The organism is Enterobacter sp. MGH120 (genome assembly GCF_001037725.1).
Lineage (GTDB): Bacteria > Pseudomonadota > Gammaproteobacteria > Enterobacterales > Enterobacteriaceae > Enterobacter > Enterobacter hormaechei_C.
In genome coordinates this window covers 4,364,880-4,377,211 of the sequence record NZ_KQ089940.1, presented here as the reverse complement: position 1 = coordinate 4,377,211, position 12,332 = coordinate 4,364,880, and the positions used below count along the sequence as shown (strand labels likewise).

Sequence of the window (12,332 nt, the reverse complement as noted above, 5' to 3'; positions counted from 1 at the left end):
TGCGTTATTTCAGCAGCTTATCCAGCATGTTGATATCAGTGTTGTTGTGCAGGTGCGGTACGGTCCAGCCGTGCTGGTCGTACTCGGACATGCAGCGGTCAACCATCGCCATCATCTTGTCCATGTTGCCGGAGCTTTGCGCCTGACGCAGGCATTGCAGGCGGACCTCATCCTGGCTACCGGAGTAGTTGATTTCGTACAGCTCGTGACGTCCGCCAAACTCGCTGCCGATGGCATCCCACATCAGTTTCAGAATCTTGATGCGTTCGACATGATCCATCCCGTTGGAGCCGCGCACGTACTTCGCCAGGTACTGGTCGATCTGCGGGTTGTTCAGGTCCCGCGCGCTGGACGGCAGGTAGATCAGCCCCGAGGTCACGTTACGTTCGATGATGTTCTTGATCTTCGCATAGGCCATTGGCGCCATCACGCGGTAGGTCTGTAACGCCGCGTGGTCAGGCAGATACGCGCCGTTTACCCACGGCGTGGCTTCGGAGCACATGGAGTCGCTCAGCGCCCAGAACATGTTGCGCCATGCCACCACTTCGCCGAGATCCGCCTGCACGCCGCGGAACTCGAGGGTGCCGGTACACTCCAGCGACTTCTTCAGCAGAGCGGTGATGAAGTCGAGCTTCACTGCCAGACGCACGCAGGCCTGAAGCGGGTACATGCGGGCGAAGCCACCTTCCATCGTCCAGCGACGGCAGCGGTCGAAATCACGGTAGATCAGCACGTTTTCCCACGGGATCAGCACATGATCCATTACCAGAATGGCGTCGTTCTCGTCAAAGCGGCTGGAGAGCGGGTAGTCGTACGGAGAGCCTGTCGCCCCTGCCACCATCTCGTATGAGGCGCGGGAGATCAGCTTCACCCCTTCGGCATCCATCGGCGCGACGAACATCAGCGCGAAGTCCGGGTTTTCGCCCATCACCTGCGCAGAACCAAAACCGATCATGTTGTAGTGGGTCAATGCCGAGTTGGTGGCCACCACTTTCGCGCCGCTGACGATGATCCCGGCGTCGGTCTCTTTCTCCAGCTTGATGTAAACGTCTTTCACCTCGTCCGCCGGTTTATGGCGATCGATCGGCGGGTTGACGATGGCGTGGTTAAAGTACAGGCCGGTTTCCTGAATACGGGTGTACCAGTTGCGGGCGTTCTGCTCGAACTGACCGTAGAAGGCAGGGTTAGCGCCGAGCGCGCAGCCGAACGCGGCTTTGTAGTCCGGCGTACGCCCCATCCAGCCGTAGCTCAGGCGCGACCACTCGGCGATGGCGTCACGCTGCTGGCGCAGATCGTCGGCACTTTTCGCCACGCGGAAGAATTTATGGGTGTAGCCGCCGCTGCCGGTGTCGGTACCCCAGCAGAGGGTATCCTGCATGTCTGGCTTGTGCAGGGCATCGTACATCTGGGCGATGGACGCCGCCGCATTGCGAAATGCCGGGTGGGTAGTGACGTCCTTAACGCGCTCGCCGTAGATATAAATCTCACGGCCATCTTGCAGGCTTTTTAAATACTCTTCACCGGTTAACGGACGTTTGGCATCAGCGCGGAAATCTTCAGGCTTCATAGGGACCTCGTATCGGAAGATGGTTGTTAAATTTATGTTTTGTTTTTGTTGTTTAATTGAAGCTTGAGACGGGCGGAACGTGAAGGGACGATTGGGACAACGGCAGGTACTTTTCGGGTGAGAGGTGGTTTTGTGATCTGTGCGGCTTTTCGGCGGGTGGCGCTGCGCTTACCCGCCCTACGAACCGTTATGCGTTCAGGAAACCGGTACTTTCTGCGCCCGGTATGCGCTGGGTGAGCACCCCGTCAGTCGGTTAAAAAAACGGGCGAAATAGGCCGGATCTTTAAACCCCAGCTGCCAGGCAATTTCGCTCACTGTGCTGTCGGAAAACAGCAGCAAACGCCTGGCTTCCCGCAGCTGGCGGTCGAAGATCAGCCGTTTCGGCGAGCGGTTGGCGAAGCGGCGACAGATATCGGTCAGGCGAGATTCGGTGAGATGCAATTCGCTGGCATACTCCGGCACCGTCCAGTGCTCGTGGTAATGAGCATCTGTCAGCTGGTTAAAGCGCTGAAAAAGCTTCAGCTCACCGCGCATGCCGCCTGACGCGTGGTCGTCGAGCTTCGCGTTGCGCAGCAGCAGGGTAAAAACGGCCTGGGCCAGCAGGACCAGCGTATGCTCGCGACCGGGCAGTTGTTCCGTGGATTCCCGGGCAATCAGCTGCCAGTAGTGCTTCAGCGCCGCCAGCTCGTCAGGCCTGTCGGCAAGCGACAGGCAGATCCCCGGCAGGCCGAACGCTTCCCGCGTACCGGGGTAGAGCACTTCTAACAGCGGCCAGATGAGATCCTCGCGCACCGTCAGCACGTGGCCGTCGCTGTCGGATTCGGTAATAAACGCGTGCGGCACCGACGGTGGCGTTAGCACGAACAGCGGCGCCTGCACCGAGTAACGGTGGTCGTCGAGCTGGAGCTCAATCTGCCCGGTGTCGAGAAAATGCATCTGAAAATACTGGTCGTGGCGGTGCGCCTGCATGTCGCGGCCAAAAAAGGCCGCCATGCGGGCGAACGACTGGTAGTGCACATCGTCGGTGCCCAGACTTTCGTCGTAATCCTTGCTGATATCAATGTTGGCGATGGGGCTCTGGCACATGATCGTTCCTCTGTTGATCCCGCTGCGTCATCGGAATGCGCGTCAGCACCAGCGCGCCCACCACCAGCAGACCCGCCACGAACCACAGTCCCGAGCTGAAGCTGCCGGTCGCGTCGCGCAAAATACCTATCAGCAATGGGCTGACGGCAGACCCGACGTTGCCGATGGCGTTGATCACCGCCAGCGCCACCGCGCGGGATTGCAGGCTAATAACCTGATCCGGCGTGGTCCAGAATATCGCCATGGCGGTAAACGATCCGGTTGAGGCCATGATGATGCCAAGCAGCTGGATCAGGCTGTGATCGGTCGCCGAGGCCAGCATCCATCCCGCCGCTGCAAAAAGATACGGCAGGATGGTGTGCTTTTTTCGCTCTTTCAGCCTGTCGGAGCGGCGGCTCCACCAGATCATCCCGAGGATGGTGCAAAACTGCGGGATCGCCGCCAGCAGGCCAATCACGATATTGCTGCTGCCGGTGTTGAAGCTTTGCAGGATCTGCGGCGTCCAGATGTTGATCGCGCTCAGCGTATTCGTCAGGCAGAAGTAGGCCAGCGTGTAGAGCAGCACGGCGGGCGTCAGCACCTCGCGCAGCGTCGAGCGCGGCGTGGCGGTATGCGCAATGGCCAGCTCCTGCTCGCGGGCGATCATCGTTTTGAGTGCCTGCTTTTCGTCATCATCCAGCCAGGTGGCCTGCTCCGGGGTGTCGTTAAGGTAGAACCAGGTCACCACGCCGAGCACCACCGATGGCAGCCCCTCCAGCAGGAACAGCCACTGCCAGCCCTTCAGGTTCCACAGCCCGTCCATCGCCAGAATGTACCCGGAGAGGATCGAGCCGAGCATCATGGTCACCGGCATGGCGATCATAAACAGCGCGTTGGCGCGGGCGCGGTGATACGCCGGGAACCACCAGGTGAGATAGACCAGAATGCCTGGCAGGAAACCGGCTTCGGCAATGCCCACCAGCATGCGCAGGACATAAAGCGTTTCGGGGCTGGTGGCGAACATGGTGCAGGTAGAGGCGATGCCCCACACCACCATGATCCCGGCGATCCAGCGGCGGGCGCCGACCTTCGCCAGCATGATGTTGCTGGGGATACCGCACAGCACGTAGGTCACGTAAAACAGCGTCGCGGCCAGGCCAAACATGGTTGACGTGAGGCCCAGATCTTTGCCCATCGTCAGCCCGGCAAAGCCGATGTTGATGCGATCGAGAAACGAGAAAACAAACAGGATAAAAAGAAACACGATCAAACGACGGAACAGCTTATTAATAACGCGATGTTCAACAGCTTTATTATGCAGGGTTGAGGTCGTCATGTTGCGCTCCACATCGTACGTTTAGTAGACGGATTTATTGTTATCAACTGCTGTGGTGACGTCGGTAAAGCGGGCCGCCAGCGCTTCGGCGCTGCGGGCGAGCAGGGTGGTATCCACGCCGACCGCGACAAACAACGCGCCGAGGCTGAGATAGCGTTTTGCCAGCTGTTCATTCGCCATCAGGATGCCGGGCGCTTTGCCCGCGCTGAGGATCTGCGCGATCGCCTGTTCAATGGCGGCCTGCACCTCCGGGTGCAGCGGATTACCGGCGAAGCCCATGTCGGCGCTCAGATCCGCCGGGCCGATAAACACGCCGTCCACCCCTTCCACGTCCAGGATCTGCGGCAGGTTTTTCAGCGCCTCGCGAGTTTCGATTTGCACCAGCACGCACATGGCGTCGTTAGCCTGATGCAGATACTCCGGGATGCGGTTCCAGCGCGACGCCCGCGCCAGCGCGCTGCCGACGCCGCGAATGCCGGCAGGCGGATAGCGGGTGGCGCTGACCGCCAGACGGGCTTCGTCGGCGTTTTGCACCATCGGCACCAGCAGGGTTTGCGCCCCCACGTCCAGCAACTGCTTGATCTGCACCGGATCGTTCCACGACGGGCGCACCACCGGCTGGCTGGGATAAGGGGCGATGGCCTGTAGCTGAGTCAGGATGGTTTGCACGCTGTTCGGCGCGTGCTCTCCGTCGATCAGCAACCAGTCAAAACCGGCCCCGGCCAGTAGCTCAGCGCTGTAGCTGCTGGTCAGCCCCAGCCACAGGCCGATTTGTGGCTTTCCGGCTTTCAGCGCGGTCTTAAATGCGTTTTCCATGGTGCACTCCTACACAAAGCGGCAACTGATGGAGCCCATGTTGCCGTAGTCGACGTGGAAGGTGTCGCCTCTGCTGGCGGCAACCGGGCGGGTAAACGAGCCGCCGAGGATGATCTGGCCTGGCTCAAGCTGCACGTCGTATGGCGCGAGTTTGTTCGCCAGCCACGCCACGCCGTTTGCCGGGTGGTTAAGCACGCCTGCGGCGACCCCGGTCTCTTCGATCACGCCGTTGCGGTAGAGCAGGGCGGAGATCCAGCGCAGATCCAGCTCGTCGGGTTTAATCGGGCGGCCGCCGAGGATCACGCCCGCGTTGGCGGCGTTATCGGAGATGGTGTCGAACACCTTGCGCGGGCGCTGGGTTTCCGGGTCAACGTTATGGCAGCGGGCGTCGATCAGCTCCAGGGCGGGGATGACGTAATCCGTGGCGTTGTAGACGTCGAAGATCGTGCAGTTCGGGCCGCGCAGCGGTTTTGCCAGCACGAAGGCCAGCTCCACTTCGATGCGCGGGACGATAAAGCGAGCCACGGGGATGTCGCTGCCGTCGTGGAAGAACATATCGTCCAGCAGCGCGCCGTAGTCCGGCTCGCTGATCTGCGAGCTGGCCTGCATCGCTTTGGAGGTGAGGCCGATCTTGTGGCCTTTCAGCACGCGGCCTTCGGCGATTTTCAGGCTCACCCATTCGCGCTGGACGGCGTAGGCGTCTTCAATGGTGATCTCCGGGTACTCCAGCGAGATCGCGCGGATCTGCTCCCGGGATTGTTCCGCCTGATGCAGGCGGTGGGCGATCAGGGTATGGGTGTGTTTGTCGAGCATGGCGTATCCTTTGTGCGGCTGTTGCCGGGTGGCGCTTCGCTTACCCGGCCTACGGTTCGGTGCTGCTGTTGCCGGGTGGCGCTGCGCTTACCCGGCCTACGGTTTGGGGCCGTTGTAGGCCCGGTAAGCGCAGCGCCACCGGGCGAGCAAACGGCTACTTAAACAACGCGTGCACGTTGTTCTGCTTGTAATTAAGCGTCGGGTGCAGCTCGTCGAGCTCGAACGACAGCGCCAGATAGCGGGCGGCCATCAGCTCTGCAAAATGCGTTTTGATCAGCGCAAACAGCATTTCACCGACCTCTTTCCGGCTTTCCAGGCTGCGCCCCGCGCCGATCTTCAGCGTCATATGCACAAAGGCGTAATCGTGCTTACCGTCTGCCATCTGCCAGGTGTCCAGCCAGTGGGCGCGGCTGCGGATACCGCCGATGGGGAAGATGCCCGTGGCGGCGAGCGCCTCGTTCACTTTGGCGAACAGCCCTGGCAGGTCGGCCTGCTCGCGGATGTTGTCGGTACATTCAGCAATAAAGTGCGGCATGGTGGCTCCTTACGCGGGCAGCGGGAAAACGGCGTTGACCTGGCCGGTGCCGGAGCTGGCGAACAGCTCGGTGAGAAACTCCACCTTACCGTCGTATTTGTCCCAGCCGAGCATCCCCAGCAGCATCACCGTGTCGTGCATATTGCCCTCGCCGTAGCAGTAGTCGGCGTACTCCGGCAGCATGCTGCAAAACTCCTTGAACTGACCCTCGCGCCACAGCTTCACCACGCGCTCGTCCATCTGACGGTCAAACTCGCGGGTGTAGCTGTTCATCCCTTCCTCCGCGCGCTGGTCGTCGATAAAGCGGTGCGACAGCGAGCCGCTGGCGAGCACCGCCACGGTGCCGTCATATTTTTCGATGGCGCTGACGATGGCCTCGCCCAGCCTGCGGCTGTCGGCGAAATCGTGAACCGTGCAGAACGCCGAGATGGAGACCACTTTGAAGTGCTTATCCGCGTTCATGTAGCGCATCGGCACCAGCGTGCCGTACTCCAGCTTCAGGCTCGGGATGTTGTGCGCCTTGGCGCGAACGCCAAGCTTCACCGCTTCGTCGGCAATCAGCTGGCCGAGTTCCGGGTTGCCGTCGTAGTCGTAGGTCATGTCGCGAATAAAATGCGGCAGCTCGTTGCTGGTGTAGACGCCCGAAAAATGGTCCGCGCAGTTGATGTGATACGCGCTATTCACCAGCCAGTGGGTGTCGAAGACGATAATGGTGTCCACGCCCAGCTCGCGGCAGCGCTTGCTGATCTCTTTATGCCCGTCGATGGCCGACTGGCGGCAGCCGTGGTTTTTGCCCGGCAGTTCAGAGAGATACATTGACGGAACGTGTGTGATTTTTGCTGCTAAGGCTAATTTTCCCATGATCAGATCCCCCACTTTGGAATCGGATGGTCGCCCATGGAGATACAGACGTTCTTCATCTCCGCGAAGACCTCGAAGCTGTACTCGCCGCCCTCACGCCCGGTGCCGGAGGCCTTCACGCCGCCAAACGGCTGGCGCAGGTCGCGCACGTTCTGGGTGTTGACGAACACCATGCCCGCTTCGATGCTGCGCGCCAGACGCAGCACTTTGCTGACGTCCTGGGTCCAGATGTAAGATGCCAGGCCGTACTCCACGTCGTTCGCCAGGCGCAGGCCTTCCGCTTCATCCTTAAACGGCAGCAGGCAGGCCACTGGCCCGAAGATCTCCTCCTGCGCCACGCGCATGCGGTTATCGACATCCGCCAGCACGGTTGGTCGCAGGAAGTTGCCGCCCTTCAGGTGCGCAGGTAGATCGGTCGGTTTGTCCGGGCCGCCCGCCAGCAGGGTTGCCCCCTCTTCAATGCCGAGGCGGATATAGCCGGAGACTTTTTCCCAGTGCTGCTGGCTGATGAGCGCGCCAATCTGGGTGTTCGGATCGGTCGGGTCGCCCACGCGCAGGCGGTTGGCGCGCTCGGCAAAGCGTTTGACGAACTCCGGGTAGATGCTCTGCTGGATGAAGATGCGCGAGCCGGCGGTGCAGCGTTCGCCGTTGATGGAGAAAATGGTGAACAGGGCGGCGTCCAGCGCGCGCTCGATGTCTGCGTCTTCGAAAATCAGCACCGGCGATTTGCCGCCCAGCTCCATGGAATACTTCTTCAGCCCGGCGTTTTTCATGATGTTGCGCCCGGTGGCGGTGCCGCCGGTGAAGGAGACGGCGCGCACGTCGTGATGACGCACCAGCGCGTCGCCCGCCGTGGCGCCATAGCCCTGCACCACGTTGAGCACGCCCGCCGGAATGCCCGCCTCCAGCGCCAGCTCGCCCAGACGGTCAGCGGTCAGCGGGGAGAGTTCAGACATCTTCAGCACCGCGGTATTCCCTAAGGCCAGGCACGGCGCGACCTTCCAGGTGGCGGTCATAAACGGCACGTTCCACGGCGACACCAGCGCGCAGACACCCACCGGCTGCACCAGGGTGTAGTTGAGCATCTTGTCGTCGACCGGGTAGGTTTTGCCGTTCATCTGCTGGCACACCTCGGCGAAGAACTCGAAGTTGTGCGAGGCGCGCGGAATGAGCACGTTTTTGGTCTGGTGGATCGGCAGGCCGGTGTCGGCGGTTTCCATCGCGGCAATGTCCGGCACGTTCTGGTCAATCAGATCCCCCAGGCGACGCATCAGGCGCGCGCGCTCCTTCATCGGCAGGTTGGCCCATTTCGGAAACGCCTCTTTGGCGGCGGCAACGGCCTGATGGATTTCGGCTTCGCCGCCGGAGGCCACTTCTGCCAGCACCTCGCCGGAGGCCGGGTTAGTGGTTTGGAAGTACTCACTTCCGGCGACGTTTTTACCGTTGATCCAGTGGTTAATCTTTTTCATTTTGCAGTCTCCTCACTGACAATTCGGTTTACCAGACGGCCTACGCCTTCCACTTCCACCACCACCTCATCGCCCGGCACCACGTCGGACAGCCCCTTCGGCGTGCCGGTGGCAATCATGTCGCCCGGTTGCAGGGTCATAAAATCGCTCAGATACGCAATCAAGTAGGGGATGCTGAAGATCAGGTCTGCCGTGGTGCCTTCCTGACGCAGTTCACCGTTGACGTAGGTGCGAAGACGAAGGTTGTGCGGGTCAGGAATGGCTTCTTTTGGCACTACGTTCGGGCTGATTGGGGTCAGCCCGTCGCGGCTTTTCACCCGCAGGTTCGGGCGATAGTAGTTTTCGAGATAATCGCGGATGGCGTAGTCGTTGCACACCGTGTAGCCCGCAACATACTCCATCGCCTCGGCTTCACTGACCTTGCGCGCGGTTTTGCCGATGACCACCACCAGCTCGGCTTCGTAATGCATGTACTCGATATTGTTCGGGCGCACCGACGTCTGGTTGTCGCCGTTAAAGGTATTCGGCGCTTTGATAAACACCAGCGGCTCGGTGGGTGGCTTGAAGTCCAGCTCGCTGGCGTGGTCGGCATAGTTCAGACCGAGGGCAAACAGCGTGGCGTGCGGCGGCGTGCGCGAAGCGATGGCAACGTCGCGTTCCTCCACCACCGGGTTTTCCAGCGGCGGAAATCCTTCTGCCAGAATACGTACCCGATCGCCCGGGCGAACTTCGACGCGGCTTTGCGGAGTGCCGAGCAATATCGCATCGCCGGGGTTCAGGGTGGCAAATTCGCTCAGGGCGCTCAGCAGTTCGGCGGCGTTGCGGTGCAGATCGGCCGTGTTCCAGTGGTCCGCTTCGCGGCCGTTGATCTCGGTGATGATGGTCAGATTATCCACGTTATCAACGGCGACAGGTTCGCCGAGCGGGCAAAATCCATCCCGGCATTTGGCCTTGATCGCCGGACGGTAGAAGCTCTCTTCCGGCAGGCTGATTTCGTTAGCCAGCGCGTAGCCGGCGATGTACGCCGCCGCCTCTTCAACGCGTACTTTGCTGGCGGTTTTGCCCACCACCAGCGCCACCGTCGCGCCGCTTAACACGGTTTCTCCCTGCGGGAAGGGAATCGGTTCGCCTGCGCGGATAACAGTGTTATGTGGCTTGATAAACCACACCGCCGTTTTTGGCGGCGCGTTATAGGGGGCTTTTTCAAACGCCTCAGCCCAGGCCACACGCTGGCTTTGGTGGTTTAGCGCTACGGCAAAAACAGTACCTTTCATTCCCATACTCCTCAAACCGGCTGTCCGGTTTTGATTTCATTAATATGTTAATGATCTGGTTTTATGCTTTTGCTGTTCGTTTCGCAATCAGAAGTGAATAATTTGTGATGCAAATAACAATAAATTTACATAAAAGGGTGGGTTGATATTTAAATCAATAAGTTAAAAAAATAGCTTTGTTTCTGTTAGACTTTTTGGGTTAAAACGTGTTGTCTATAAAAGCATCTGTTTTTAATTGTTTATTTGTTAATGATGTAAGGGGTAGATGATGCATGACTCATTAACCATCGCGCTGTTGCAGGCGCGTGAAGCGGCGATGGGCTACTTCCGCCCGATAGTGAAGCGGCATAATCTGACCGAGCAGCAGTGGCGTATCGTCCGCGTGCTGGCCGAGCATCCCTCCATGGATTTTCACGATCTGGCGTTCCGCACCTGTATTTTGCGCCCAAGCCTGACCGGCATTCTGACGCGGATGGAGCGCGACGGTCTGGTGCTGCGCTTAAAACCGGTGACTGACCAGCGCAAGCTGTACGTGTCGCTGACGAAAGAAGGCAACGCGCTGTACCAGCGTGCTCAGGCTCAGGTGGAAGAGGCGTACCAGCAGATAGAGGCGGAATATACGCCTGAGAAGATGAAGCAGCTCACGGCGCTGCTGGAAGAGTTTATTGAACTTGGAAACCGACATATCGCCGCGAGGGACGAAGCGTAAAAACCCTAAATTCCAGGATGATTTTCGTAAAGTTTTCTCATGCCAGGCCGAATATTCTGTATCTGCCTGAGGAAAGAGAAAACATGTTAAACCGAATCAAGATTGTCACCAGCTTACTGCTGGTTTTAGCGATATTTGGCCTTTTACAACTCACGTCTGGTGGTCTTTTCTTCAATGCCCTGAAGCATGACAAAGAGAATTTCACCATCCTGCAAACCATTCGCCAGCAACAATCCACCCTGAACGGTAGCTGGGTGGCGCTGCTGCAAACCCGTAACACCCTGAACCGCGCGGGTATCCGCTATATGATGGATCAGAACAATATCGGCAGCGGCTCAACCGTCGCCGAGCTGATGCAGATTGCCTCTGCGTCTCTGAAACAGGCGGAAAAAAACTGGGCGGATTACGAAGCGCTGCCGCGCGACCCGCGTCAGAGCGACGCTGCGGCACTGGAAATCAAACGTAATTACGATATTTACCATGGCGCGCTGGCTGAGCTGATCCAGCTGCTGGGGGCGGGCAAAATCAATGAGTTCTTCGACCAGCCGACCCAGAGCTATCAGGATGGCTTTGAGAAGCAGTACGTCAACTACCTGCAACAGAACGACGCGCTGTATCAGACCGCGGTTGAAGACAGCAACAGCTCTTACCGCCAGGCTATCTGGGTGCTGATTAGCGTGCTGGCTGCGGTGCTGGTGGTGATTGTTGCCGTCTGGCTGGGTATTCGTCAGGCGCTGATTTCGCCGCTGAACCGTCTGATTGACAGCATTCGTCATATCGCCAGCGGCGACCTGGTGAAGCGCATCGACGTGGAAGGCTCCAACGAGATGGGTGTACTGGCTGACTCCCTGCGCCATATGCAGGGCGAGCTGGTGCGTACCGTGGGTGACGTGCGTAACGGCGCCAACGCCATTTACAGTGGTGCGAGCGAAATCTCGATGGGCAATAACGATCTCTCATCCCGTACCGAACAGCAGGCTGCCTCTCTGGAAGAGACCGCCGCCAGCATGGAACAGCTGACTGCCACCGTGAAGCAGAACGCCGAGAACGCCCGTCAGGCGAGCAACCTGGCGCTGAGCGCGTCTGAAACCGCGCAGAAAGGCGGCAAGGTGGTGGATAACGTGGTGCAGACCATGCGTGACATCGCCGGCAGTTCGCAGAAAATCGCCGATATCATCAGCGTGATCGACGGGATTGCCTTCCAGACCAATATTCTGGCGCTGAACGCGGCGGTAGAAGCGGCGCGTGCGGGCGAGCAGGGGCGTGGTTTTGCGGTGGTTGCAGGTGAAGTCCGAAACCTGGCGCAGCGCAGCGCCCAGGCGGCTCGCGAGATCAAGAGCCTGATTGAAGACTCCGTGGGGCGCGTGGAAATTGGTTCAACGCTTGTTGAAAGCGCGGGTGAAACCATGGGTGAGATCGTGAATGCGGTAACGCGCGTGACGGATATCATGGGCGAAATCGCGTCTGCGTCTGACGAGCAGAGCCGCGGTATCGACCAGGTTGGGCTGGCGGTGGCTGAGATGGATCGCGTGACCCAGCAGAACGCCTCGCTGGTGGAAGAGTCTGCGGCGGCGGCCGCGGCACTGGAAGAGCAGGCGAGCCGTCTGACGCAGGCCGTTGCGGTGTTCCGTATTCAGCAGGAACAGATGAAGGCGCGCGAGTTCGCCTCGGCGAAAAGCGTTGCCGCACCGGTAGTGGCGCGTAAACCGGCGACCGCAGACGCGGGCGATAACTGGGAAACGTTCTGACGCTGTGCGTTTCGCCGGGTGGCGGCTACGCCTTACCCGGCCTGCGGATTGTGCGTTTTGCCGGGTGGCGGCTGCGCCTGACCCGGCCTACGGATTGTGCGTTTTGCCGGGTGGCGGCTGCGCCTGACCCGGCCTACGG

General features: G+C 59.8%; 11 protein-coding genes. 2 read left to right on the top strand and 9 right to left on the bottom strand.

All coding sequences use genetic code 11. The features are described from left to right. Positions 1-4 precede the first annotated feature (4 nt). From hpaB to hpaG, 9 genes are all read right to left on the bottom strand, one after another. A complete protein-coding gene (gene hpaB, locus SK54_RS20410; protein WP_023295873.1) occupies positions 5-1,567 on the bottom strand; it encodes a 4-hydroxyphenylacetate 3-monooxygenase, oxygenase component in 1,563 nt (520 codons plus the stop codon). A gap of 195 nt (positions 1,568-1,762) precedes the next feature. Next, the gene (gene hpaA / locus SK54_RS20405) at positions 1,763-2,653 is read right to left on the bottom strand and encodes a 4-hydroxyphenylacetate catabolism regulatory protein HpaA (RefSeq protein ID WP_017383853.1); all 891 of its coding nucleotides are present in this window, start codon (positions 2,651-2,653) and stop codon (positions 1,763-1,765) included. Next, complete coding sequence (gene hpaX, locus SK54_RS20400) at positions 2,625-3,968, bottom strand: 4-hydroxyphenylacetate permease (RefSeq protein ID WP_039271790.1); 1,344 nt, start codon at positions 3,966-3,968, stop codon at positions 2,625-2,627. The genes hpaA and hpaX overlap by 29 nt, the downstream gene beginning before the upstream one ends. A gap of 21 nt (positions 3,969-3,989) precedes the next feature. Then, entirely contained in the window at positions 3,990-4,784 is a 795-nt protein-coding gene (gene hpaI / locus SK54_RS20395; RefSeq protein WP_039271788.1) for a 4-hydroxy-2-oxoheptanedioate aldolase, read from the bottom strand. A gap of 9 nt (positions 4,785-4,793) precedes the next feature. Continuing rightward, entirely contained in the window at positions 4,794-5,597 is an 804-nt protein-coding gene (hpaH, locus tag SK54_RS20390; RefSeq protein WP_017694562.1) for a 2-oxo-hept-4-ene-1,7-dioate hydratase, read from the bottom strand. 154 nt (positions 5,598-5,751) lie between these two features. Then, entirely contained in the window at positions 5,752-6,132 is a 381-nt protein-coding gene (locus SK54_RS20385; RefSeq protein ID WP_015572594.1) for a 5-carboxymethyl-2-hydroxymuconate Delta-isomerase, read from the bottom strand. Between the two features lie 9 nt (positions 6,133-6,141). Continuing rightward, positions 6,142-6,993, bottom strand: a complete 852-nt coding sequence (hpaD, locus tag SK54_RS20380; RefSeq protein WP_024908288.1) for a 3,4-dihydroxyphenylacetate 2,3-dioxygenase — start codon at positions 6,991-6,993, stop codon at positions 6,142-6,144. Positions 6,994-6,995: 2 nt separating this feature from the next. Further along, positions 6,996-8,462, bottom strand: a complete 1,467-nt coding sequence (gene hpaE / locus SK54_RS20375; protein WP_017383848.1) for a 5-carboxymethyl-2-hydroxymuconate semialdehyde dehydrogenase — start codon at positions 8,460-8,462, stop codon at positions 6,996-6,998. Next, entirely contained in the window at positions 8,459-9,736 is a 1,278-nt protein-coding gene (gene hpaG, locus SK54_RS20370) for a 4-hydroxyphenylacetate degradation bifunctional isomerase/decarboxylase (RefSeq protein ID WP_015572597.1), read from the bottom strand. Before hpaG ends, hpaE begins: the two co-directional genes overlap by 4 nt. Positions 9,737-10,004: 268 nt before the next feature. Here hpaG and hpaR point away from each other — a divergent pair, with 268 nt between their 5' ends. Together hpaR and tsr are read left to right on the top strand one after the other, a co-directional pair. Then, complete coding sequence (gene hpaR, locus SK54_RS20365; RefSeq protein WP_017383846.1) at positions 10,005-10,445, top strand: homoprotocatechuate degradation operon regulator HpaR; 441 nt, start codon at positions 10,005-10,007, stop codon at positions 10,443-10,445. A gap of 83 nt (positions 10,446-10,528) precedes the next feature. Continuing rightward, complete coding sequence (gene tsr, locus SK54_RS20360; RefSeq protein ID WP_017383845.1) at positions 10,529-12,193, top strand: methyl-accepting chemotaxis protein; 1,665 nt, start codon at positions 10,529-10,531, stop codon at positions 12,191-12,193. The last annotated feature ends 139 nt before the right edge of the window (positions 12,194-12,332 follow it).